Source organism: Stenotrophomonas sp. PI_27 (genome assembly GCF_027854495.1).
GTDB classification, from domain to species: Bacteria; Pseudomonadota; Gammaproteobacteria; order Xanthomonadales; family Xanthomonadaceae; genus Stenotrophomonas; species Stenotrophomonas pavanii.
This window is the reverse complement of the sequence record NZ_JAJNOF010000008.1, coordinates 189,086-213,128: the sequence shown is the minus strand read 5'-3', so window position 1 is coordinate 213,128 and position 24,043 is coordinate 189,086. Positions and strand designations below refer to the sequence as shown.

22 protein-coding genes are annotated in these 24,043 nt (G+C 67.4%); 10 read left to right on the top strand and 12 right to left on the bottom strand.

Going from position 1 to position 24,043, the window contains the following annotated elements:
• Positions 1-192: 192 nt before the first annotated feature.
• Complete coding sequence (locus LRM18_RS12750; RefSeq protein WP_270954755.1) at positions 193-3,219, top strand: autotransporter outer membrane beta-barrel domain-containing protein; 3,027 nt, start codon at positions 193-195, stop codon at positions 3,217-3,219.
• A 156-nt stretch (positions 3,220-3,375) separates the two neighbouring features.
• Here LRM18_RS12750 and LRM18_RS12745 read toward each other — a convergent pair whose 3' ends face one another.
• Positions 3,376-3,810 (bottom strand): hypothetical protein, encoded by a 435-nt coding sequence (locus tag LRM18_RS12745; RefSeq protein ID WP_049466433.1) that lies wholly within the window; start codon positions 3,808-3,810, stop codon positions 3,376-3,378.
• Positions 3,811-4,182: 372 nt separating this feature from the next.
• On the opposite strand from LRM18_RS12745, the gene LRM18_RS12740 reads away from it, so the two are divergent.
• The 5 genes from LRM18_RS12740 to LRM18_RS12720 all read left to right on the top strand — a co-directional run bounded on the left by LRM18_RS12740 (position 4,183) and on the right by LRM18_RS12720 (position 6,785).
• Positions 4,183-5,223 carry a S41 family peptidase gene (locus LRM18_RS12740; RefSeq protein ID WP_270954754.1) on the top strand — a complete coding sequence of 347 codons (1,041 nt, stop codon included), beginning with the start codon at positions 4,183-4,185 and terminating at the stop codon, positions 5,221-5,223.
• Complete coding sequence (locus LRM18_RS12735; protein ID WP_049466438.1) at positions 5,220-5,558, top strand: hypothetical protein; 339 nt, start codon at positions 5,220-5,222, stop codon at positions 5,556-5,558. The genes LRM18_RS12740 and LRM18_RS12735 overlap by 4 nt, the downstream gene beginning before the upstream one ends.
• 49 nt (positions 5,559-5,607) lie before the next feature.
• Positions 5,608-5,910, top strand: a complete 303-nt coding sequence (locus LRM18_RS12730; protein WP_064239187.1) for a type II toxin-antitoxin system HigB family toxin — start codon at positions 5,608-5,610, stop codon at positions 5,908-5,910.
• On the top strand, positions 5,907-6,266 hold the full coding sequence (locus tag LRM18_RS12725; RefSeq protein ID WP_064239186.1) for a transcriptional regulator: 360 nt from the start codon (positions 5,907-5,909) through the stop codon (positions 6,264-6,266). Before LRM18_RS12730 ends, LRM18_RS12725 begins: the two co-directional genes overlap by 4 nt.
• An 84-nt stretch (positions 6,267-6,350) precedes the next feature.
• Complete coding sequence (locus LRM18_RS12720; RefSeq protein WP_005419309.1) at positions 6,351-6,785, top strand: SseB family protein; 435 nt, start codon at positions 6,351-6,353, stop codon at positions 6,783-6,785.
• Between the two features lie 79 nt (positions 6,786-6,864).
• On the opposite strand, the gene LRM18_RS12715 is transcribed toward LRM18_RS12720, so the two are convergent.
• Positions 6,865-8,085, bottom strand: coding sequence for a multifunctional CCA addition/repair protein (locus LRM18_RS12715; RefSeq protein WP_150827040.1), 1,221 nt, complete (start codon positions 8,083-8,085; stop codon positions 6,865-6,867).
• 206 nt (positions 8,086-8,291) lie between these two features.
• Positions 8,292-10,277: a transglycosylase SLT domain-containing protein gene (locus LRM18_RS12710; RefSeq protein ID WP_074726591.1), complete on the bottom strand. Its 1,986-nt coding sequence runs from the start codon at positions 10,275-10,277 to the stop codon at positions 8,292-8,294.
• A 151-nt stretch (positions 10,278-10,428) separates the two neighbouring features.
• Between LRM18_RS12710 and LRM18_RS12705 the strand changes: the two genes are divergently transcribed.
• Positions 10,429-10,836 carry a biopolymer transporter ExbD gene (locus LRM18_RS12705; protein ID WP_270954753.1) on the top strand — a complete coding sequence of 136 codons (408 nt, stop codon included), beginning with the start codon at positions 10,429-10,431 and terminating at the stop codon, positions 10,834-10,836.
• A gap of 9 nt (positions 10,837-10,845) precedes the next feature.
• Here LRM18_RS12705 and LRM18_RS12700 read toward each other — a convergent pair whose 3' ends face one another.
• Positions 10,846-11,304 carry a hypothetical protein gene (locus LRM18_RS12700; protein ID WP_270954752.1) on the bottom strand — a complete coding sequence of 153 codons (459 nt, stop codon included), beginning with the start codon at positions 11,302-11,304 and terminating at the stop codon, positions 10,846-10,848.
• A gap of 245 nt (positions 11,305-11,549) precedes the next feature.
• Between LRM18_RS12700 and LRM18_RS12695 the strand changes: the two genes are divergently transcribed.
• Entirely contained in the window at positions 11,550-14,411 is a 2,862-nt protein-coding gene (locus LRM18_RS12695) for a TonB-dependent receptor (RefSeq protein WP_053506218.1), read from the top strand.
• 103 nt (positions 14,412-14,514) lie between these two features.
• Here the strand turns inward: LRM18_RS12695 and fhuE are convergent, their stop codons facing one another.
• The 3 genes from fhuE to LRM18_RS12680 all read right to left on the bottom strand — a co-directional run bounded on the left by fhuE (position 14,515) and on the right by LRM18_RS12680 (position 17,886).
• A complete protein-coding gene (gene fhuE, locus LRM18_RS12690; protein WP_057495000.1) occupies positions 14,515-16,674 on the bottom strand; it encodes a ferric-rhodotorulic acid/ferric-coprogen receptor FhuE in 2,160 nt (719 codons plus the stop codon).
• A 184-nt stretch (positions 16,675-16,858) separates the two neighbouring features.
• A complete protein-coding gene (locus LRM18_RS12685) occupies positions 16,859-17,416 on the bottom strand; it encodes a M23 family metallopeptidase (RefSeq protein WP_057495001.1) in 558 nt (185 codons plus the stop codon).
• The gene (locus tag LRM18_RS12680; protein WP_049466454.1) at positions 17,413-17,886 is read right to left on the bottom strand and encodes an Lrp/AsnC family transcriptional regulator; all 474 of its coding nucleotides are present in this window, start codon (positions 17,884-17,886) and stop codon (positions 17,413-17,415) included. The genes LRM18_RS12685 and LRM18_RS12680 overlap by 4 nt, the downstream gene beginning before the upstream one ends.
• A 72-nt stretch (positions 17,887-17,958) precedes the next feature.
• Here LRM18_RS12680 and LRM18_RS12675 point away from each other — a divergent pair, with 72 nt between their 5' ends.
• Positions 17,959-18,828 (top strand): EamA family transporter, encoded by an 870-nt coding sequence (locus LRM18_RS12675; protein WP_270954751.1) that lies wholly within the window; start codon positions 17,959-17,961, stop codon positions 18,826-18,828.
• 110 nt (positions 18,829-18,938) lie between these two features.
• On the opposite strand, the gene LRM18_RS12670 is transcribed toward LRM18_RS12675, so the two are convergent.
• From LRM18_RS12670 to LRM18_RS12655, 4 genes are all read right to left on the bottom strand, one after another.
• Positions 18,939-19,706 (bottom strand): endonuclease/exonuclease/phosphatase family protein, encoded by a 768-nt coding sequence (locus tag LRM18_RS12670; protein WP_049466458.1) that lies wholly within the window; start codon positions 19,704-19,706, stop codon positions 18,939-18,941.
• A gap of 23 nt (positions 19,707-19,729) precedes the next feature.
• On the bottom strand, positions 19,730-20,563 hold the full coding sequence (locus LRM18_RS12665) for a thiol:disulfide interchange protein DsbA/DsbL (RefSeq protein WP_154331188.1): 834 nt from the start codon (positions 20,561-20,563) through the stop codon (positions 19,730-19,732).
• Positions 20,564-20,669: 106 nt separating this feature from the next.
• Positions 20,670-21,320 carry a thiol:disulfide interchange protein DsbA/DsbL gene (locus LRM18_RS12660; protein ID WP_049466462.1) on the bottom strand — a complete coding sequence of 217 codons (651 nt, stop codon included), beginning with the start codon at positions 21,318-21,320 and terminating at the stop codon, positions 20,670-20,672.
• 106 nt (positions 21,321-21,426) lie between these two features.
• Positions 21,427-22,227 (bottom strand): c-type cytochrome, encoded by an 801-nt coding sequence (locus LRM18_RS12655; protein ID WP_270954750.1) that lies wholly within the window; start codon positions 22,225-22,227, stop codon positions 21,427-21,429.
• A 157-nt stretch (positions 22,228-22,384) separates the two neighbouring features.
• Here LRM18_RS12655 and yihA point away from each other — a divergent pair, with 157 nt between their 5' ends.
• On the top strand, positions 22,385-22,987 hold the full coding sequence (gene yihA / locus LRM18_RS12650) for a ribosome biogenesis GTP-binding protein YihA/YsxC (protein ID WP_049466467.1): 603 nt from the start codon (positions 22,385-22,387) through the stop codon (positions 22,985-22,987).
• Positions 22,988-23,059: 72 nt separating this feature from the next.
• Here the strand turns inward: yihA and LRM18_RS12645 are convergent, their stop codons facing one another.
• Positions 23,060-24,031: an MBL fold metallo-hydrolase gene (locus LRM18_RS12645; protein ID WP_049466468.1), complete on the bottom strand. Its 972-nt coding sequence runs from the start codon at positions 24,029-24,031 to the stop codon at positions 23,060-23,062.
• Between the last annotated feature and the right edge of the window lie 12 nt (positions 24,032-24,043).

Below are 24,043 nucleotides of genomic sequence, written 5' to 3'. Positions count from 1 at the left end.
TCTCGCGACGTATGACCGCTGCAAAGATGAACGATTTCAGGCACGTAGAGGCCAGGTGATGCCCGATCAAGTTCGCATCTGAACTGTGATGAGCGGCACGCAAATTCACCTGACGAAACCATTCACCACGGCGCAGACTGCGCTCGCAGTACCGCATATCCGCAGTTCCTGATCCCTTGCCAGGAGTGCTGTATGTCCCATGCCGTCCCGCGCGCAGTGCGTATGCGCCGCCTCACTGTTTCCGTACTGCAGGCCTTGGCTGTTCCGTCCGTCATGTTGTTGACCGCCAGCGCCGCCTGGGCCGGCTGTGACAGCGTCGCCCCCGTCGCCGGCCAGACGGTCACCTGCGATGCCAACGCGCCGAACCCGCAGACCGTGCCCATCACCGCCAATGGCGCCGCCGGCATCACCGTCACTGTCGCCAACACGGCACAACTGCAGCAGAGCGGTGGCAGCAGCGCGATTTCGCTTGTCGGCGCCGGCGGGCACCTGCTGTCCAACCTGGGCACGATCAGTTCGGTGGGCGGCCTGGCGGTCCAGCTCGGTGGCGGCAGCCGCGTCGAAAATGCGGGCAGCATCAGTACCGGCAACAACACCGCGCTGCAGTTCGTCGGCGCGGGCGACAGCGTGCTGGTCAACCGCGGAACGATCAGCGGGCGCACCGGCGTGCAGTTCGGTGCCGGCAATGACCGCCTGGACATGCAGGCCGGCAGCATCAGCGGCGGCGTCCTGCAGGGCGATGGCAACGACGTGCTGGTGCTGGGCAACGGTACGATCGACAGCGTCGACCAGGGCAGTGGCGATGACCAGATGACCGTCACCGGTGGCACCGTCACCGGCGTGGTGGCGCAGGGCAGTGGCCGCGATGATTTCGTCATGAGTGGCGGCACGATCGGCGCGCTGCAGCAGGGCGACAACATCGATACCTTCCGCATGAGCGGTGGCCGCATCATCGGTGCGTTCGAGGATGGCGACCAGGCCTGGATGACCGCAGGCCGCATCGGCCGCGTCAACATGAAGCTGGACAAGAACCTGTGGGACCAGTCCGGCGGTACCGTGGATGGCAACGTGGTGACCGGCTTCGACACCGACACCATCATCATTTCTGGCACGGCCTATATCGGCGGCAACATCAGCGTCAGCGGCGGCAACGACAGCGTGACCATCACCGACGGCACCGTGCGCGGGCAGGTACTGCTCAGTACCGGCGATGACACCTTCAACTGGAATGGCGGTGGCATCGTCTACGGTGCGATCGACATGGGGCCGGACAACGACGTCGCCACCCTCGGCAACCTCAACCAGGGCAACCTGGGGGCGGTGCCGCTGTTCGACGGTGGCAGCGGCATCGACCAGCTCAACCTCAGCAACGTCAAGACGGCGGGCGTGGGCCGTTTCCAGAACTGGGAGACGGTGCGCCTGGCCAACAGCACCGAGCTGACCTTCGATGGCGATCTGGTGCTGGGCGACAGCAGTACCGGCACCGGCACGCTCACGGTGGATGACACGAGCACCGTCTATGCAGGCAGTGGCGGCCATGCCATCCGTCCGTTCAACAGTGGTGCACTGGTGGAGATGGTCAATGCCGGGCGCATCGACCTGACCGGCACCGGCGCAGGCGACGTGTTCACCGTGCGCGGCAATTATCGCGGCGACGGCGGTGGCCTGTACCTGCGCACCGTGCTGGGCGCAGACAATTCCACCAGCGACCGCCTGGTGATCGATGGCGGTTCCGCCACCGGCACCACCGGCATCGGCGTGCTCAATGCGGGCGGCAGCGGTGCCGCCACGCTGGCCGATGGCATCCTGGTGGTGCAGGCCTTGAATGGTGGCCGCACCGCGCCGGGCGCGTTCTCGCTGTTTGCGCCGGTCGCGGCCGGTGCCTACGAGTACTTCCTGTTCAAGGGCGGTGTCAGCGCCGGCACCAGCGAGAACTGGTACCTGCGATCGACGCTGGTGACCGGGCCAACGCCGGCACCCAACGGTGATGGCAGCGCAGCGCCACCGCCGCTGACGCCGCCGGTCGCACCGCCGCCGGCGATCACCCCGGCACCGCCGCCGCCACCGGAAGGCGCCACCGATCCTGACCTGACCGCCGGCGAGACCGCGCCGCCACCGCCGCCACCGGAACCGGCACCGGTGGCGCCGCCCAGCGACCCGGCGGTGCCGGACGTGCCGGTGGCCGGCGGTGCGCTGCCCAGTACCGGCACTCCGCCAACGCCGGGTGCACGCCCGGCCGAAGGCGTGTTGGTACCGCTGTACCGCGTGGAGACCGCCGCCTACGCCGTGGTGCCACCGCTGCTGCGCGAGACCTCGCTGGCCAGTCTCGGCACGTTCCACGAGCGGCAGGGCGAGCAGCGCCTGCTGTACAACCAGGGCGCATTCCGCACCGCTTGGGGCCGGTTGGTGGGGCAGAGCAGCGAGATCCACTGGAAGGGGGATGCGCAGCCGGGCTTCGATGGCGATGTGATGGGCCTGCAGGCCGGCCTCGACGTGTGGGCTGCGGCGTCTGACAACCACCGCAACCAGATCGGCGTATTCGTTGGCCGCACCCGCGCGCAGGGCAAGACCACGGGTCTGGCACTGGGCTGGGAGAACGTGCAGGTGGGCCAGAACCGCCTGGACGACAAGCACGTGGGCCTGTACTGGACCTTCACCGACAGCAGTGGCGGCTACATCGACGCCGTGGCGATGCAGAGCCGCTACGACGGCCGCGTGCGTTCCTCGCGTGGGCTCGGCTTCGGCATCAAGGGCGATGGCACCAGCGTGTCAGTGGAGGCCGGAAAGCCGCTGCTGCACGTCGGGCAGTCCGCATGGTGGCTGGAACCGCAGGTGCAGGTGATCTGGCAGCGCGCTTCGCTGGATGACCGTCGCGATGAAGTATCGAGCGTGCGCTTCGACAACGACAACGCCTGGACCGGCCGCATCGGCCTGCGCCTGGCCGGCGATTATCAGTTGGCCGACAACGGCTGGCAGCCGTATTTCAAGCTCAATTACTGGCATGGCCGTTCCGGCGAGGACCGCATCCGTTTCGACGACGACGTGATCGTCAATTCGCAGCGCTCGCGCGCGCTGGAAGCCGGCGTGGGTGTGGTCGGTCGCTTCAACCGCACCATCAGCGCCTATGCCGTGGCCGACTACACGCGCGAGCTGGGTGGCGACCGCAACGAGAAGCGCCGCATCATCGAAGGCAACATCGGCCTGCGCGCGGACTGGTAGCGCGCGGTATGGGTGTCATGACCCGTTCTGGTGGGTGTCGACCTTGGTGGGCACAGATCCAACGGCGCCATGACGTTGCTCTGGTAGGTGCCGACCTTGGTCGGCACGAATCCCACCCACGCCATGACCTCTGCGCCTCCGAGCATAGGCTCAGCTCTATAGCAGCGGTGCGCACGCATCCGGTTCCACCAACGCTCCGGCATGATCGGCCAATACCACCACTGCGTGCAGCAAGCCTTCCTCCACCTGCGGCGGACACTGCGCCTGCGCATCATCCATCTCGCGTGCCGACTGCGCCGCCAGCAACACGCCCCCACACGCAGACACTGCCGCCAGGCAGCGCGTTGCCTCGGCCAGGTCCCGGCCGCGCGCCTCGCTGAGTTGCCGCTCGCGCCACGCCTGGCCGTCGGCTGCGTGGCTGTGAGCGATGCCGCGCAACCGGGCGAAGAACGCCGACGGTGGCGCCTGTTCGTTGGCTTCGGCGAGTGCATCTTCCAACGCTTCGGCGACGGCAGTGGACAGCTGCAGGCCGGGCAGTGCAGCGCCGAGCAATGCCTGCAGGCGTGGATAGGTGGGGTGGGGCGTGTTCATGGCGGCAACCTCACGAGGCGAGGCCACCTGCGGGATGCAAGGTGGCGGGCGGTGCGGGTTGGCGTGCCGGTCAAAATCAAAGCGAAAAAGCCGACGGATCACGAGGATCCCCACGCACCGCCCACCATGGGCAAGCCGGTGCATTGTCGCGATTGCCGTTGATGCGGCAAATCGATCGCTTCGATGTTTGATTCGGGACGCCAATCCCGGCCAGCGCAACGTACGTTGGCACAGCCAACTTCGCGCTTTCACTCGAACAACGACATGAGCAAAGTTGTAAATCACGCCCCGCATGGGAGTGCCAAAGCCGACACGCAACGGCGGCGGCAAGCGCGTATGCTGCGGTACTTGCTCACGACGAAGGAACGTCGAATGTCTATTGATCGCCGCGTGATGGCCACTGCACTGGGCGCCCTGTTCTGCACCACCGCACAGGCCGTGGCACCAGACGCCATCGACCTGCCGACAGCACAGGCACAGGCCCAGTTGCTGGACATGCTGGAGAAGGAATCGCTGTACCGCGACCGGGTGGACTGGCGGGCCATCCGCACGCGCCTGAAGGCGGCGCAGAACGACCCGGCTGAGGTCCGCGCAGTGCTCCGGCAGGCCATCGGTCGCAGTTCCGGCGGGCACGGTGCTTGGATCAGCGCAAAGCAGCTGCAGGCGAAGGCAGAACGCCTGGAGCGCGCCAATGGCGCAGCGACAGCGGCTCCGAAAGCAACGACGTCCCTGGCCGGAGCACCGGACCCGCGCATCGGCTGGGTGGAGATCGAGGGCTACGGCGTCATGCAGGGCCCGACGGCGCACCAGCAGATGAAGGAGCGTGCCAAGCGCTGGCAGGCGATCATCGATGACCAGGACAACGGCAGCCGCTGCGGCTGGATTGTCGATCTGCGCGACAACACCGGTGGCAACATGTGGCCGATGCTGCTGGGCGTGGCGCCGCTGTTGCGCGTCACGCCCAGCGCCGACGAGAACGTGGGTTCCTTCGCTGCCGCAGATGGTCCGTCGCTCTGGCAGCTGACCTCATCCAGTGTGCGTCTTGGCGATCGCGTGCGGATCGATCTTGGTGGGCCCGGCTATCTGCTCAAACATCCGGGCGCGCCCGTCGCCGTGCTGACCGGCCCGCGCACTGCCAGCTCCGGAGAGGCCACCGTACTTTCCTTCCGCGGCCGGCCGCAGACGCGCAGTTTCGGCCAGCCCACCTCGGGGCTGTCCACCGCTAACGTGATGCGGCCGCTGGCTGATGGCAGCGCGCTGCTGCTGACCACCAGCGTGATGCGGGATCGCAATGATCGTGGCGATGGCTTGAAGATCGAGCCCGACCAGCGCGTGGAGGGTGACGCGGCCACCGTCGCCGCCGCCCAGGCTTGGCTGCTGGCCCAGCCCACCTGCCGGGGCAACCGGACATGATCCTGATCGGCCAACAGGAACGGGTGCTGATCGTCGGCCCCACCGAAGCGCACCACTGCCTGCGCTGCCAGACGGAAACCGAATTCGCCCCGCAGCTGCGCTACAAGATGGCGCGCATCGACCTGCTGTTCGGGTTCACCTACCAGCGCCGCTACGAGCTGGCCTGTACCCGGTGCGAGCACGGCTGGGTGCTGGATACCGAGACCATGGACCAGCAGCTGGGCGGGGTGCCGATCCCGTGGCAGCACCGCTTCGGCCTGCCGTTGATGCTGGTGGGCGTGGCCGGGTTGGCCGCGCTGGGCTGGCTATGGCGGCACGGCTATATCGGCCGCTGATGAAGATGAAACGGTTGCTTATGTCCCATATTGGGACTAGGATGTGGGGATGAAGGTGGTTGCTTTGGCAACGCTGAAACGATTCTGGGAACGTCACCCTGATTCGGAAGCAGTGCTGAGGTCCTGGTACGACGAAGTCAGGCACGCCGTATGGGACACGCCGCACGACGTACGCCAACGTTATGCAAGCGCAAGTTTCGTGGCGAACAGTCGTGTGGTGTTCAACATAAAGGGCAACAGCTACCGGCTCATCGTCGCTGTGAGTTACAGGTTTCAAGTGGTCTACATCAAGTTCATTGGCACCCACGCCGAGTACGACCGGATCGACGCCGACACTGTGGAGCTTCTATGAACATCCAGCCCATCCGTACGGAAAACGACTACGAAAATGCGCTGCGCGAGATTTCGGCCTATGTGGACAACGAGCCGGAGCCGGGCAGCGAGGAGGGCGATCGATTCGAAATTCTCGTAACGCTGGTTGAAGCCTACGAAGCGAAGCACTACCCGATCGAACCGCCAGATCCCATCGACGCAATCCGCTTCCGCATGGAGCAGGGCGGTCTGACCGTGAAGGATCTGGTGCCGTCCATCGGCCAGCTCAATCGTGTCTATGAGGTGTTGAATCGCAAGCGCGGTCTGACTCTGGAAATGATCCGGAAGCTTCACCGCAACCTGGGCATTCCCGCGGAAAGCCTCATCGGCCGCTGAAGCCGGTGTCCCTGCCGAGGCGCTGCCGTGCCTCGTGCCCGGCCTGCTAAAGTTGCAGCCTGCAACCACGTACCGGAACCGACCATGGACCACGACACCCCGTTCGAACCCCTCAACGACCTCGAGGTGCGCCTGCTGCAGGCCCAGGACGGCACGCTGACCGCAGCGCAGTTCCTCGACGGCCTGCTGACCTCGACGGCGTTCGTGCTGCTGGACAAGGCCATCGGCGAAGATGGTGCCTGGGACGAGAGCATCTCGCCGCTGGTGCTGACCAGCGAGAGCGGCGAGCCGATGTTCGCGGTGTTCACCGCGCCCGAGCGTGCCGGCCTGTGGCACGAGCAGCTGCCGCAGTTTGCGCATGCCATGCCGATCGCAGTGCATGCGCTGCTGGCCGGTATCGGCGACGGCGTCGGCCTGGTGCTGAACCCGGGCCTGGACGTGGGCATGGAGATGATTCCCGATGCCGTGGCCCAGCTGAAGCAGCGTGCGGCGGCGATTACCCGTGGGATGGCGCACTGAAGCCAGTGATATAGGGGTGCCGGCCAGCGGCCGGCACTACCCGTGGGAGTCGGTGCGCGGCCGCCACGGCGGTTGCGGATCAGCGGGCGGCGGCGATGGCTTTCACCCGCGCCTTGGCCAGCGCTTCGCCGATGGCCGGGCCCTTCAGGTGCGTGGTATCCAGATCCCGCGCCTGCACTGACAGCGCCGCCTGGTGCAGTCGCTTGAGCGTTTCGCCCTGGGGGTAGTCGGCATCCTCGAAGCCGAGCCGGCCGCGCTTGTCGGCCTCGCAGCACAGTGCGATGCGGGCCACGCGTTCCGGCCGGCGCAGCGCATCGCAGCGGCCCAGCAGTTCCAGCACGGTGGCATCGCGCAGTTCGTCGATGCGGTGCACGTTCAAGTGCTCGCGACACACCGCTTCAGCCAGCTGCTGGTGTTCGGCGGGAATCTTCAACCGCGCACACAGTGCCTTCAGCGGCTTGATGCCGCGCTGCTCGTGCATGATGTGGCGCGGCCATTCCTCCGGCGGGGTCAGGCCCTTGCCGAGGTCGTGGGTGAGGGCCGCGAAACCGACCAGGTCATCGCCCGGCGCCAGCCTGGCAGCCATGTCGCTGACCATTTCCTGGTGGATGCCGGTATCGACCTCGGGGTGGAATTCGGCACGTTGTGGCACGCCATACAGCGCTTCCAGCTCGGGCAGGATCGGGCCCAGTGCATGCGCATCGTGCAATGTGCGCAGGAACGCGGAGGGCCGCTCACTGACCAGCGCCTTGCGCAGCTCCTGCCAGACGCGCTCGGGCACCAGCGCGTCCAGCTCGCCACTGGCGGCGACCTCGCGCATCAGTGCCATGGTCTCTTCGGCGACGGTGAAGCCCAGTGGCGCGAAGCGCGCCATGAAGCGCGCCGCGCGCAGCACGCGCAGCGGATCTTCCACGAACGCAGGGCCGACATGGCGCAGCACGCGTTGCTCGATATCGCGCACACCGCCGTAGGGATCGACCAGCGTGCCGGTGTCCTCGTCGCAGGCAATCGCGTTGATGGTGAAGTCGCGGCGCTGCAGGTCCTCCTCCAGCGTCACCGCCGGATCGGCATCGACCACGAAGCCGCGGTAGCCACGACCGGATTTGCGCTCGGTGCGCGCCAGCGCGTATTCCTCGCCGGTCTTCGGGTGCAGGAACACCGGGAAATCGCGGCCGACGGCGGTGTAGCCCTGCGCTTCCATCTGCGCGGGCGTGGCACCGACCACCACCCAGTCATGGTCGCCGGCAGGTCGCTGCAGCAGGCGGTCACGCACGGCGCCGCCGACAAGATAGATCTTCATGGCGGGAATCATCGCATGCCCGGTGCAGATGCACCGGTAGTGCCGGCCGCTGGCCGGCAACCGCAGTCACCCCGAAGCTGCCGGCCAGCGGCCGGCACTACCGATACAGCGGCCAGCCTGATCCAGGCCAGCAGGCGCATCGTTTCACTCCCCAGGGCGTGGACACCGGGGAATGCCGGCCAGCGGCCGGCAGTACCGTGTTGCGATCAATCGCCGCCCTGCTCGGCGTCGGCCGCGCAGCTGAAGCGCTTGCGCTTGTCCACCAGGCGGCCCATCAGGCGGTCGCTCAGCGGCAGTGCATCACCGTTGAGGCGCCAGTCGTAGATCACGCTGAAGGCCAGCACGCGGGCGACGTACTCGCGGGTTTCCTTGTAGCTGATGGTCTCGATCCACAGATCCGGATCGAAGCCCGGGCGCTGGCCCTGCCAGCGTGCCGTCGGCGTCGGCCCCGCGTTGTACGCGGCGATGGTCACGTACGGCAGGCCGTCGTACTTGTTCATCAGCTGGCGCAGGTAGGCGGTGCCGATCGCGATGTTGGTGTCCGGGTCGTACAGGCTGTCGGCGCCGCCGTAGCCGGTCAGGCCGATCGACTTGGCCACGCTGGCACCGGTGGCCGGCAGCACCTGCATCAGGCCCATGGCGTTGGCAGGCGAGCGCGCGCGCGGGGTGAACGTGCTCTCGGCACGGATCTCCGCCGCCACCCAGGCCGGATCGATCGCGTTGCGTGCCGACTCGCGGCGGATGGTGGCGTCGTGGTGCAGCGGGAAGCGCAGGTCGTACAGGCGCTGTTCCTGCGGCTGCTTGCCGAGCGCGAACACGGCACGGTCGAACCAGCCGTTGTCCTGCGCCACGCGCACGGCGAGGCGGCGCTGGGTGTCGTCGAAGCGCGACAGCGCGCTGTTCCATTCGGCCACGGCCCAACCGGCGCGGTCGATCTGGTACAGCGCCATCGCCCGCTGGATGGCCGGGTCGCGCGCGATCACGGCCTGTGCCTGCGCGCTGTCGTTGGGCTTCCACGGGCACAGGGTATAGCCCTGCTGCAGCTTGTCGGCGGCAAGGAAACCGTGGAAGGTCGGTGCGCGTGCGGCTTCGCGGAACAGCGGCTGCGCCTGCTGGGCCTGGCCGGTCTTCTCCAGCATGCGGCCTTCGAAGTAGCGCCAGCGCGGGTCGCTGCGCTGCTTGCTGCCCATCTTGCGGATGGCGGTCAGCGCCGCCGGCCAGTCGCCGCGCGACATCGCTTCGCGCACGCGCCACTCGTGCAGGCGTTCGTCATAGGCCGACTCCGGCACCGCGTTGAGGCGGCGTGCCGAATCGGGCAGGTAGGACGCCACCGTCCACAGCGCGATCTGGTACAGCACCTGGCCCTGCTGGTCGGCACTCAGCCCCAGCGCCTGCGCGTACTGCGGCAGCTGCTGTTCGGTGGCGGCCGGGTCAGCCTTGGCCAGCTTGGCCAGGCCATCGGTGGCGATGCGCCGGCTGCGCTCGTTGCGCGGCCAGTTCAGGGCGCTGGCATTGGGCTTGTCGACGAAGGCGGCGTAAGTGTTGGCCAGTGCCAGATCGGTGGCAGGCAGGCCGCGGGCCGCGCTGCGCATCACGGCGGGCTGCTGCGCGTCGGCGGCGGCATCGATCCGTTCCCAGCGCAGGGCGTCGCTCAGGCCGCCTTGGGCCTGCAGCACGGTGAACACCGCATCGCAGCTGTCCGGCAGCGGCTTGCCGTTCTTGCGCCACAGCTCCTGCGCTTCGCTGATCCACTGCGGATCGACTTTGCCGGTTACCTGGCGCGCGGTCAGTTGCGCACAGCGCAGGCCGGCGTTGTCGGTGGGCGCCCAGTTGGCCAGCAGGGTCGGCCAGTCCTGGCGGCGGGCGAGCGAGGGCAGCCACACGCTGCGGAACGTGCTGGCCACGGCCTGGCCCTCATAGCGCTTGAGGAAGGCCTGTGCCTGCGCGGTATCGACGGTGTCGATGTTGCGGCGCAGGTTGGCGTACTCCAGCCAGCCGTACGCCGGGTGGCGGCTGAGCGCAGCGGCCTGGCCAGGATCGAACTGGCCGCGTTCGGCGGCCGCGATCGCGGCTTTCAACTGCGCGTTCTGGGCGTCGAGGGACTGGGCATTGGCGCAACCGATCAGCAGCGTGGTGGCCAAGGGCAGCAGGGACAGGGCGGTCGGAGATCGTCGGGTCATGGCATGCAGCATAGCGGGCGGTGGCTGAATTCAGTTTCGCATTGCGTGCACGCCGGGCGTCGGCAACGACAGCTGAATGAATCCGTAGAAGCCCCTGCCGCAGCGAGTGACAGTCGTCGTAACGTCGGCCTTGGGCGAACGGCCCGGCTGCAGGGAGCGGCACATGGCGTTCAGTAGCGCAGGAAGAAGCGGCCCGCTGGCGGACATCAATGTCACGCCACTGGTGGATGTCATGCTGGTGCTGTTGATCATCTTCATCGTGACTGCGCCGATCGTGGCTCGGCCAATCGCCGTGCAGTTGCCACAGGCTACCGATCGCGTGGTTGACCGTCCCGAATCGCCCCCGCCGATCGAGCTGCGCCTGGACGCTGGCAACCAGCTCAGCTGGAATGGCCAGCCGATGGCGATCAGTGAGCTGCAGGCGCGCCTGCAGGCACAGGTGGGCGAACATGCCGGCAACCTGCCGGAGCTGCGCATCGCCACCGATCCGGCGGCCGAGTACGAAGGCATGGCGCGGATATTGGCTGCGGCCGAGGCGACCGGCATGGAGCGGATTGCCTTCGTGCGATAGAGCGTTGTCTCACTGCCGCTCATGCGGTGATTGCTGCATGAGCGGCGCTTGCCCTGCTGACAGCGTCGCATCCAGGATCCGCAGAAAAGCCATTTCAATCTGCGCCGGAACCGGGGTCGGATGTGCTCGCCACCTTCCGGTTTCAGGGTCATGTTCAACGTCGAAAGCGGTCAACGCGGCGCTCTCGAAATCCACCACAACCGTCAATCCCTCTCCTGAGGCCGAGGCCGCATCGCTGGGAGAGGGGCAGTTGTTGCACTCGATCACGCCACCTGCCCTCGATTCGCCGGCCAGGGGAAGAAGCAGCGTGATCACCATCATGACGCTTGGCACGGCAGTTGATGCTTTCATGATCGATCCTCCCGCGAATGGCTGGAGGTGCGAGTCTGCACCGGGTCGATCAAGCGGGCCTTCTGAATGAAGGAATTTCAGACTATTCCTGAAATGGTTCGGCAAAGGCACTTTCATGCGCGCGGCAGTTTCCGGCGCGCGCTGTCGCGGCCAGCATCAAAGCGAAGGCGGCGGAACATTACCGTCCGGTTCTAAACGGCACTCATCTGACGCAAATGTCATGCAATTGCGTCAATTCCGCGTGAAAGAGTGTCGATCGTCACGCCGTGATTTTTACCGCTTGTTTACAAAGGAGACGCTGCCGCCATGCAGGGGGGGAGCGCGGCAGTCCATGTCCCGACATTCCTTTGGAGAGAGAGCGAATGAATCACCTGCACCACCGCCCGTTGGCGGTTGCCGTCGCGCTGTGCGTGATGGCCCTGGCCCCGTTGGGTGCCGCTGCACAATCCACCACCAACCTGGATGCGGTGGAAGTCACCGGTACCCGCATCAAGCGCGCTGAAGTCGAGGGCCAGGTCCCGATCCAGACCCTGACCCGCGGTGACATCGAACGCACCGGCCTGAACTCGATCAGCGAGGTGCTGCAGCAACTGACCGGCTCGGGTTCGGCGCTCAATGCCAAGTTCAATTCGTCCGGCAACTTCGGCTTCCCGCCAGATGGCAGCGGCGTGGGTGCCGGCTCGGCGCAGGTCGACCTGCGCCACCTCGGTGCCAAGCGCGTGCTGGTGCTGGTCGACGGCATCCGCTGGGTCAACGAGTCGTCCGCATCGGGTGTGGGTGCCGCCACCGACCTCAACACCATCCCGCTGGCCATCGTCGAACGCATCGAGGTGCTGGAAGACGGCGCATCGTCGCTGTACGGCTCCGATGCCATCGCCGGCGTGGTCAACATCATCACCCGCCGCGACTTCGACGGCGGCCAGGTGACGCTGAACTATGGTGAGTACAGCAAGGGCGACGGCACGCAGAAGGGCGTGGATCTGGCCTGGGGCAAGAGCGGCGACCGCTTCAGCCTGTTCCTGGGCGCCAGCTGGACCAAGCAGGATCCGGTGTTTGCCAAGGACCGCGAACAGTCGCGCTTCCCGATTCCCGGCACCGGCCTGGCCTTCGGCAGCGGTGGCATCCCGCAGGGCCGCTTCATGTTCACCGATCCGAACACCGGCGCGGTGCAGAACATCGTGCCCAACAGCGGTGTCAGCAATCCACGGTACGACGGCAGCGCCGGCTGCAACCGCAGCGATGACTACCATTGCTTCACCACCGCCGACCGCTTCAACTTCGCCGAATACAACATGGTACTCACGCCGTCGGAGCGCAAAGGCCTGTTCGGCCAGTTCCGTTTCGACATCACCGACAACGTGCAGTGGTACATCAAGGCGCTGGGCAACCGCCGCGAGTCGACCAACCAGGCCGGACCGGAGCCGTTGTTCTTTGGTCCTGACGGCGCCACCGGCAACCCGCTGGCCGACAACATCGTGGTCTCGCGCCTGAACCCTTACAACCCGTTCGGTTTCGATCTGGTGTCCGGCGACAACATGAGCCTGATCGGCCGCCGCCCGGTGGAGGGCGGGGCACGCGTGTTCAAGCAGGAGGTCAACACCACCTACGTGGCCACCGGCCTGGTCGGCAACTTCCATGCCGCCGACCGCAGCTGGTACTGGGACGTCAACGGCATGTACAGCAAGAACAAGGCCGAACAGACCAACTATGGCAGCTACAACATCTACAACGTCAACCTGGCATTGGGCGATCCGGCGGTGTGTGCGGCAACCCCGGGATGCGTGCCGCTGAACATCTTCGGTGGCGCCGGCTCGATCACCCCGGACATGCTGAAGTGGATCCAGCCGGTGGTGCGCGACCGCAGCCAGAACGAGCTGAGCCTGTTCACCGCCAACCTGTCCAGCGACCTGTTCACCCTGCCGGCCGGTCCGGTGTCGTTCGCCAGCGGCTACGAATATCGCAAGTACAAGGGCTGGTACCAGCCCGACCCGCTGACGGTGATCGGCCACTACAACGGTGTGCCGTCGCAGCCGACGTCCGGTTCGTATGACGTCAACGAAGCGTACCTGGAGTTGAGCGTTCCGATCTTCGCCGACTCGCCGCTGGGCAAGAAGCTGGACCTGAGCCTGGCCGGCCGCTACTCGGACTACTCCACCTTCGGTGGCGAGTTCACCCCGAAGTACGGCCTGCGCTGGCAGGTGACCGACGACTTCGTGCTGCGCACCACCTACGCCGAGGGCTTCCGGGCGCCATCGATCGGCGAGCTGTACGGCTCGGCCGCACGCGCCGACCTGCAGCTGTTCGATCCGTGCTCGGTGGGCCTCGGCGGTACGCCGCCGCGCGGCAGCGCCGCCAACTGCGCCGCGCTGGGCGTCCCGGCCGGCTTCCAGCAGGCCAACTCGCAGATTTCGGTGACCACCGGCGGCAACCGCGAGCTGGAACCGGAGCGCTCGCGCAGCTTCAGCGCCGGCTTCGTGTGGAGTCCGTGGTTCGGCAACAACGCGTCCTGGTCGGAGCGCTTCGATGTGGAAGTGACCTTCTACCGCCATGCCATCGATGGTGCGATCCAGGCCATCAACGCCCAGACCCAGCTGGACCTGTGCGTGGACACGCTTGACCCGCTGTATTGCGGTGGCATCACCCGCGCCAGCACCGGCGCGGTCAGCAGCTTCAACAACCGGCTGACCAACCTGGGCTCGATCAAGACCGATGGCTGGGACGTGGACCTGTTCTGGACCTTGCCGCAGACCTCGGTCGGCCAGTTCAAGCTGGCCTGGAAGAACACCTTCGTCGGTCGTTACGAAGCCACCGGCGCGGCCGGGCAGAAGCAGCCGCAGAAGCCGGGCGTGGAAGTGGCCGACAGCTCCATTCCAGAGTGGACCAGCAACGCCAGCATCGGCTGGACGCTGGACCGCTGGAGTGCGAACTGGACGGTGCGGCACATCTCCGAGCTGACCGAGAACTGTGGCGATGCGGTGGCATTCCCGGTCTGCAGCAACCAGGCCGCCGGTACCAACACGCTCTCGGCCACCACCTTCCACGACGTGCAGGTGGGCTACAAGATCGACTGGATGAAGGGGCTGCAGCTGACCGCGGGCCTGAACAACGTGTTCGACAAGGATCCGCCGATCTGCCTGTCGTGTTCGTTGAACGGGTATGACGCCTCGACCTACGACATCCCGCGTGGCCGCTACTGGTACCTGCGCGCGGACCTGCGGTTCTGATGTGACGGTGGCAGCGCCGGTCAGTTCCGGCGCTGCCTTGCGGGCGTAGAGCCGAGCCCGCGCTCGGCTCAACAGGCGCGGGGTGGTCGTACCCCGCGTCTGATCAGAACGCCCAGGTGAACGTCAGCGAGCCATTGCGGCCATCGCCGTAGGCACCGTAGCCGTTGACCTGCGACAGGTACTTCTTGTCCAGCAGGTTGTTGAGGTTGGCCTGCACGCTGAACTCCGGCGAGATGCGGTAGCGCAGGAAGGCACTGACCAGCGCGTAGCCGCTCTGTTCGATGCGGCCGTAGGCTGGCACCGGGTAGTAGATGCGGTTCTGCCAGTTGGCGCCGCCGCCGACGGTCAGTGCCTGCAGCGACTGCGGGGTGTAGCTGGTGAACAGTTTCAGCGCGGTCTGCGGCAGGTTGGTGTTGATGTCGGCGCCGTTGATGTCCTTGGCCACATAGCGCGACGCACCGAAGGTCGCGTTCCAGCCCGGGGCGAGTTCGCCGTTCACCTCGAACTCGAAGCCGCGGCTGACGGTGCCGCGTGCAGCGCGATAGGCGAACTCGTTCTGGCTGCCCTGCACCGGCTCGCCGGTGGCCTGGCCGACGTTGTCCTGTTCGATGCGGAACACGGCCAGCGAGGCGTTCAGGCGGTTGTCGAACCACGCGCCCTTGACGCCCACCTCGTAGCTCTTGCCATCGACCGGATCGAGGTAGCTGCCATTGCGGTCCTTCAGCGTCTGCGGCTGGAAAATCTCGGTGTAGCTGGCATAGGTCGAGTACGTCCCATTGATGTCGAAGACCAGGCCAGCGTACGGCGTGGTCACCTTGTGCGCGCGGTCGGCGCCTTCACCCTCGCTCTTCCAGTCGGTGTAGCGTGCGCCGATGATCAGCTTCAGCGGATCGGCCAGCGACAGGCGCGCGGCCGCGTAGCCGGCCTTCTGCGTGATGGTGCCCTCGCTGGCCAGGGCCAGCGGGTTCCAGTTCGGCTCACCGATCTTGCCCGTCCAGTTCAGATAGCTGGCGAACGGATCCCAGGTCTGGCCCGGGCCACCGACCTGGTAGTCGCCGTAGTTGGCGTACTCGCGCTTGTTGTAGCTGAGGCCGGCCATCAGCTGGTGCTCGCGGCCGAACAGCTGGAACGGGCCATCCACGTAGCCGTCGACGCCAGTGACCTTGCGCTCGGTGTTGTACAGGCCTGCGGACGGCGAGATGCCCGCGCCAGTGGCCCGGTCGAAGTTCGAGGCGCCCGTGGTCCAGTCGTTGTAGGCGGGGTAGAACAGCTTGTCGTCGGCCCTGGTCTCATCGTGCGTGGCGCCCACCTTGAATTTCCAGCCGCTGCTGAAGGCGTGTTGCAGGGTGGCGAAGGCCCGCTTGCTGGTGGTGTCCCAATAGGTCCACTCCGGGCTGGCGTTGAACGATTCGTCGTAGCCGGTGCGCGAGCCATCCGAATACAGCATCGGGAAACCGCCCCAGGTCGCGCCATTGGCGCGCTTCTGCTGGTAGTCGTAGCCTACGCTCAGCTGCGTGTCCGGGGTCAGGTCGGCATCGATGACCGCATAGCCCAGCGTCTTGCGCTGGTTGTAACGGTCCATCTGGCCGTCGGTGTCCAGATAGCTGCCGATCACGCGCCCACGCACGCTGCCGCTGGCATTGAGCGCGCTGCCCACATCCACGGTGGTGCGGGTGCGGCCCCAGCTGCCCACGTTCACCGACACGCTGCCGGCCAGCTCGGCGCTGTCGGCGTGCTTGCGGATCAGGTTCACCGACGCGGACGGGTTGCCGGCGCCGCTGAGCAGGCCGGTGGCACCTCGCACCACTTCCACACGGTCATACAGCGCCAGGTCCAGCCCGGAGTCACCGTAGCTCCAGTTCTGCACCATCTGCGTGGGCAGGCCATCGAACTGGTAGGCATCGATATAGAAGCCACGCGCGTAGAACTCGGTGCGCTCGCTGTCGGACTGGGTGCTGGTCACGCCGGTGGTGTTGGCCAGCACGTCGATGATGTCGTCCAGCTTCTGATCTTCGATGCGCTGGTGGCTGATGATGCTGAGCGACTGCGGGATCTCGCGCGGCGCCAGGTCGAAGCGGGTACCGGCCGAGGTGCGGCGCACCGAATAGCCTTCGGCGCGTTCGCCCTTGACCACGACCTTGTCGAGCGTGGTCGGGTCGGCGGCGGTGTCGGCGAAGGCGGCCGGGGCCACGCTGCAGAGCACGGCGAGCACGGCAACGGACAGCCGCTGCGGCTGCGGGATACGGAGGGCGGAACGGGTCATGGAGGTCCTGGGCGAGCACGCGCGCTCGGCCGGCATCCAGGAGGCGAGGCGCTACGGGTAGGGGAAGGGCGGGCAGGCCGTCCTGGCACCACCGGAAACGAAAGAAATGTTAATACGAACTATTCCTATTTACAAATCCTGAACGAGGAAGGCGCTTGGGCAGAGCCCGACGCAACAGTTGGGGTCAGCGCAGCAGTGGCAGCGGATCGCGGGCACCGTCGGTGCCGTAGATGCCCCAGTGCAGATGCGGGGGCGTGCCCTTGGCATTGCCGCTGTCGCCGACGTGGCCGAGCAGGTCGCCGGCCTGGACCACCTGGCCGCGCGCCAGGCCCTCCGCCCAGTCTTCGAGATGCGCGTAGTAGTAGCGTTCGCGCCCGGGCCCGATCACCCACACCTGGCGCCCGCCGAGGCCACCCTCACGGACGTCGGCGATGACGCCAGGCGTGGCGCTGCGCACCGGGGTGCCACGCCTGGCGAAGATGTCGATGCCGGCGTGGGAGCGGTCGCGACCGCGCGGTGCGCCGAACGTATCGGCGATCTGCCCGGGTCTGACGCCGTCCACGGGCACCGGCAGTCCGGTGGCCGGCGGCATCCGCGAGAGTGTCCACAGCATCTTCGGTGCGGCCGCCCACGGGCTGTTCCACACCGCCATCACCGCAACAAGGGCCACGGCCAGCCACAGGCCGCGCAGCAGCCAGCGGCGCAGGCGGCGGGCCGCAGAGGGGGAATCAGCGGATGTCATGCCAGCGGCACCTCGAAACTGCGCTTCAACGTGCCCAGCGCCACCGATGTGCGGAAGCGCTCGATGTTGTCATCTGCGCCGAACAGCCGCTCGGTGATTGCCTCGTACTCTTCCATCGACGCGGCCGACACCAGCAGCAGGAAATCGCCATCGCCGGTGATCGAGTAGCACTGCTGCACCGCCGGGTCGTCCTGCACGCGGCGCTTGAACGGTGCCACGCGGTCGCGCTGCTCGCTGACCACGCGCACCTCGACGATGATGGTCAGCGGTCGCCCGACCCTGGCCGCGTCGACCACCGCCACGTTGGCGGCGATCACGCCGCCGTCCTGCAGGCGCTTGATGCGGCGCTGCACGGCCGGCGCGGACAGGTGCACAGCCTCGGCGATTTCGCGTTGCGGCAGGGTGTTGTCCCGCTGCAGCAGGTCGAGGATGGCGCGGTCGAAGCTGTCGAGCACGGGGGCGGTGGCCATGGCGAGCAGAAGTTGCACGAACGGGCCGTCAATTGAGCCAAGTGCTCGGCGCCGGCGCAATAGACTTTGCCCATGCAGACCCCACGACTCGCGCCGATGTTACCGGCGCTGGCGGTGCTTGGCTCGGTCACCTCGCTGGCCATCGGCACCTCCTATGCAAAACACCTGTTCCCGCTGATCGGCGCGCAGGGCACCAGCGCGCTGCGCGTGGGCTTCTCGGCCCTGTTGCTGCTGCTGTTCTGGCGGCCGTGGCGCTGGAAGACCGGCCGCGCGGATGCGATCACCATCCTGCGCTACGGGCTCACCCTGGGCCTGATGAACCTGCTGTTCTACATGGCCCTGCGTACGATTCCCTTCGGCATCGCGGTGGCCATCGAGTTCACCGGGCCGCTGACGGTGGCGATGCTGTCGTCGCGGCGGCCGATCGATTTCCTCTGGGTGGGCTGTGCGGCGGTGGGGTTGCTGTTGCTGCTGCCGATCGGCGGCGGCCCGGCGCTGGATCCGGCCGGCGTGCTGTATGCGATGGGTGCTGCGGCGTGCTGGGGCCTGTACATCGTGTTCGGCAAGCGTGCCGGCCACCTGCACGCCGGGCATTCGGTGTCGCTGGGGCTGCTGGCGGCGTCGCTGGTGGTGGTGCCGGTGGGCGTGGTGCACGCCGGCGCGGCGCTGCTGGACCCAAAGATCCTGGCCGCCGGCCTGCTGGTGGCGCTGGTCTCCAGCGCGATCCCGATGTCGCTGGAAATGATGGCGCTCAAGCGCCTGCCGAAGGAGACGTTCGGCATCCTGATCAGCATGGAGCCGGCGGTGGCCGCACTGTGGGCGATGCTGCTGCTGCACGAACACCTGCATGGGCTGCAGTGGCTGGCGATCGGCTGCACGGTGCTGGCCTCGGTGGGCAGCACGATGACCGCGCGGCGCCTGAAGGCGCCCGTCACCGCCTGAAAAAAGGGGACGGAGGGGATTAAGTCGTTTATGCCCTGATTTAGGGGGCGCCAGGCGGCGGCCGGTGCGAAGCGTGCGGACCAACGGTCCGCACCTACCAGGGCGGCGGTTCAGCGCAGGGCGTCGGTCGGGACGTCGATCTGCATCGCCAGGGCGAGGTGATCGGAGAACGCGGCCGGTACGGCTTCCACGGTGCGGGTCAGCAGTCCGCTGCTGACCAGGATGTGGTCGATGGCGCGATCGGGGCGCCAGCTGGGGAAGGTCGGCACGATGCAGCCGGGCGGCTGCAGCCGGGTCTTCTGGTACAGCACCTGCATTTCCGGGCGTTCGGCCAGGCAGTTGAAGTCGCCCATCAGCACCGCGTTGGGGTGGTCGGACAGCAGCTCGGCGATGAAGCCCAGCTGCGACATCCGCGAGCCCGCGCCCAATGACAGATGCGCCACCGCCACCGCCAGGCCATCGGTACCGTCGCCGAACTTGGCCAGCAGCACGCCGCGCCCGCCGATGCGGCCGGGCAGGGCATGGTCCTGCACTTCCACCGGTTCCAGCTTGCTCAGCAGGCCATTGGCACTGGACGCCACGCCGCCCATGCGCCGGTTCGGCTGGTGGCTCCAGTAGTTGAAGCCGGCGCGCTGGGCCAGGTAGTGGGTCTGGTTGGTGAAGCCCGAGCGCAGGCTGCCCGGGTCGGCCTCCTGCAGGCCGACGATGTCATGGTCGCGCGCCAGGGTGGCGATCGCGTCCAGGCTGCTGCGCTTGCGACCCGCCGGCAGCGCATGTGACCAGCTGCGGGTCACATAGTCGCTGTAGCGGCGGGTACTTGAGCCGGCCTGGATGTTGGCCGTCAGCAAGCGCAGGGTCCGTGTACGGGGGGAATTCACGGCCGGGAAATGCGTCTCTTGGATCAGTGAGCCTGGGCCGCACCGCGTTCGCGGGCGATCAGGTGGTCGGCGATGCGCAGCATGTCCGGGAAGCTCTTGCCCTTCACCAGGTACTTGCCGTTGACGATGATCGACGGGGTGCCGCTGATCTGGCTGCGCTGGGCGAACTGCTTGGCCGAGTTGGTCTTGGCGTTCACTGCGAAGCTGCCCATGGTGGCGGCGAACTGCTTCGGATCCACGCCATAGGCGGCGTAGAACTTGGCGATGTCTTCCACCGAATCACGGCCGCGCTCACCCTTCAGGGTCTTCTGCGAGTGGATGGCGGCATACAGCGCTTCGTGGGTCTTTTCCTGCACGCCCAGGGTCTGCGCGGCGTAGAACGCACGGGCATAGTCATCCCAGGTGCCGCCGAACATGGCCGGCACGTAGACGAAGTTGACGTCGCTCGGCAGGCCGGCCTTCCACGGGCCGACCAGCGGCTGGAACGCGGCGCAGGCCGGGCAGACGTAGCCGAAGATCTCGGTCACTTCGATCTTGCCGGCGGCCGGCTGGAACGGCTGGCCGTTCGGGATCACCTGGTAATCGGCGCCTTCCACCGGGGCCGGGCCGGTCAGCGCGGCGGTGGTCGGGGCCGGCGCGGCGGCCGGAGTCGCTTCGGCCGGGACCTTGTCGCCTTCGGCGGCAGCCGGCGCGGCGCCTTCGCTGCCCGCCGCCGGCGCAGCGGCCGGTTCGGGGGTGGCCGGGGCGGCGGCCGGTGCGGCCGGGGCCGCGGTGGTGTTGGTGCTGCCGTCATCAGCCTTGCAGGCAGCCAGGATCGGCAGCAGCGCTGCGAGGGCGAGGGCGTAACGGATCTTCATGGAAACGTCTCCAGCATCTGGAAAGGTGGGGCCGGCGCCAGGCGCCAGCCAGGGGGAAATGATGACATGCGGCGGCGACAGCGCCGTGTCGAGGGTGGGCGTTGGTTCAGCGGCCGCGGGCGGCGCGGGCCTGGGCGATCAGCGCCGAGGCGATGCGCAGCTGGTCGTCGAAGCTGTTGCCGCGCACCAGGTACTGGCCGTTGATGATGATGGCCGGGGTGCCCGGCACCTTGGTGCGCTGGGCGAACGCGCGCGCGGCCTCGACCTTCTTCTGCACGGCATCGCCGCGCAGCGCCTGGAGGTAGCGGTCCGGGGTCACGCCGTAGGCCTTGTAGAACGTGGCGAGCTCATCGGCCGAGACGTTCTGCATCGGCAGCGATCCCTGCTCGTGCAGGGCCTTGAACACGGCAGCGTGGCTGCGCTTGGCCACGCCGACTTCGTCGGCGGCGTAGTAGGCCAGTGCCCAGGCATCCCAGGCGCCACCGAAGGCCGCCGGGACCGGCGTGAAGCGCACGTCGGCCGGCAGCTTGGCCGCCCAGGCTTCCAGCTGCGGTTCGAAATGGGCGCAGTGCGGGCAGGTGTAGCCGAAGACTTCGACCACCTCGATCTTGCCGGCCAGCGGCTGGAACGGGCCCGGCTGGGCGATGCGCTCGTAGTCTTTGCCCTCGACCAGCGGGGCATTGGCGGGGGTGGCGGCGCAGGCTGCCAGCGGCAGCAGCACCAGCACGGACAACAGCAGGCGGGAAATCAACCTCATTGACACGCATCTCCGTTGAAAAAAGCAACGCCGGCGCAGCCGCCGGCGTGAAGGAAACATACCGCAGCCGTGGGCCGACGTCGCGGCCCCGGCCGACCAGTGGTGCTCAGGGGGCGGCAGCCGGTTGTGTCGGCGCGGCCGCAGCGGCCACATCGTCGGCCTTGTTGTGCAGGCCCTGCAGGTAGCTCGACAGGGCCTGCACCTCCTGCTCGCTGAGCTTCTGCGCGACCGTGGCCATGATCTGGAAGTGCGCCTTGTCGGTCTCGTTGGTCTGGCCGGCCTGGTACTCCTGCAGGCGGCGCGCGACATAGCTGGCGTGCTGCCCACCCAGGTGCGGATAGGCCGGGCCGGGATTGCCGGCACCGCTGGGGCCGTGGCAGGCCATGCAGGCCGGCAGCCCACGCTTGGCATCGCCACCGCGGTAGAGCTGCTGGCCGATCTCGTAAAACTTCATGCCCTTGTAGGGGCCGTCGGTGACCACCGTGTCATCGGCGATGCCCGCGTTGGCCTTCTGCGTGGCGAAGTAGGCGCCGATATCGCGCATGTCCTGCGGGGTGAGGTTCTGCACGAACGGCACCATCGCCACCGCGGCGCCGGAACTGCGCTGGCCATTGGCGATCAGGGCCATCTGCTGGGCCACGTAGCGTTCGCTCTGGCCAGCGATGGACGGATACATCTCCACCGTGGAATTGCCGTCGGCGCCATGGCAGGCCGCACAGGCCGTCGCCTTGGTCTGGCCGGCCTTGGCATCACCCCAGTGGGTCTTGCTGAAGTCCACCTCCAGCGACGCGGTGCGGATCGGCCCGTTGTCGGGCAGCGGAGTCAACGTGGTCTGCGCGAACGCAGCGGCGGCAACGACTACGGCAGTGGCAAGGGCGGATACGGCAAGAACGCGAGCGTGGCGCATGCTGAAGCTCCGTATGGACCGGGCCGGGCGATGGCGGCCGGCATCGCCCGGATTATCAACGCCGTTTCCGCGCACGGTCAACGCAGCAGTGCAGCAAAAATGCCGGCACGGGCCGCCGGGACGGGCGCGCGGCGCCGCAACATGCGATCCTAGGCATATGTCATTGCTCATCGAACGCGCCCGTTACCACCTCTCGGCCCACAACGTGCGGCAGCTGCCGCCCGATGAAGGGGCCGAAGTGGCCTTCGCCGGCCGCTCCAACGCCGGCAAGTCCAGTGCGCTCAACGCGCTGACCCGCCAGAACGCCCTGGCCCGTGTCTCCAAGACTCCCGGCCGCACCCAGCAGCTGGTGTTCTTCCAGATCACTCCGGACGCGCACCTGGTCGATCTGCCCGGTTATGGCTACGCCAAGGTGCCGCTGGACCTGCAGGCGCACTGGCAGGCCTTCATCGACAGGTATTTCCGCACCCGGGAGGCCCTGAAGGGGCTGGTGGTGGTGATGGACATCCGCCATCCGCTGAAGGACTACGACCGGCAGATGCTGGCCTATGCCGTGCAGCGCGGCCTGCCGGCGCACGCGCTGCTGACCAAGGCCGACAAGCTCAGCCGCAGCCAGCAGATGCAGACGCTGCAGAAGGTGCGCAAGGAGCTGCACTCGGCCTATGGCGACAGCGTCAGCGTGCAGGTGTTCTCCGGCGAAGACCGCACCGGCGTGGACGAAGCCCGCGGCGTGATCGGCGGCTGGCTGGGGCTGGAATAAGGCTCTCCGGTCGCCCGGCTGGCAGCCGGGCGCTACCCGATCGGGTGGGTGCCGACCTTGGTCGGCACACCCTCACAACGGCGAATACTCCGCCGGCACCCACGCATACGCCTGGCCTTCGCTGCGCACGTGGCCCAGGCCCGGGAACGGCAGGTGTGCACCGGCCACCCACCAGCCGCGGGCGGTGGCCTGCTGCAGCAGGCTCCGGCGGCTGGCGATGGCCGCCTTGCGGTCCGAGTCGGCCTCGAACGCCGCCTCTGGATGCGCGAACTGCACCGCGTGGAAGTGCAGCACATCGCCCCACACCAGCAGTGACTGGCCCTGGCTGTCGAACCGGTAGGAGACATGGCCGGGGGTATGGCCATGGGTATCCATCGCTACCGCGCCACCGGGCAGGGCATCGCCGGGGCTGAAGGTGCGCAGGTGGCCGCTGGCCTGATACGGCGCCACCGCGTTGCGTGCCAGCGGGAAGGCGAAGCGCACGCCCTTCGGCGCGGTGGCCTCGCTGGCCGGGTTGAGCCAGTAATCGGCATCCGCCTTGGACAGCCACACCGTGGCATTCGGGTAGGCCGGCTTGCCCTGTGCGTCGAGTACGCCGCACAGGTGGTCCGGATGGGCGTGGGTCAGCAGCACCTCATCCACCTCGGACGGGTCCACGCCGGAGGCACGCAGATTGCCCAGCACCTGGCCCAGGCCGGGGCCGAAGCACTGCGCCGTGCCGGTGTCGACCAGGGTGAGGTGGTTGCCCTGGCGCACCAGGAAGGCGTTGATCGCGGTCTGCAGGCCTTTCTTGTCTTCCGGTACGTAGCGGCCTTCCAGCAGGCGGCTGACCAGCGTCGCTGGCACATCCACCACTTCCTGACGGCCCAGCGCGACCACGCCATCGAACAGCGCGGTGACCTGCAAGGTGCCGACGCGCTGGTGGTAGACGCCGGGTACCTGCTGGGTGGGCGCGGGCGAGGTAGCTTCGGCCAGCGCAGCCAGCGGCAGGGAGGACAGGGCCAGCAGCAGGGCGCCGCGCAGCGGCAGGGGGTGCAGGGTCATGGCGGTTCTCGG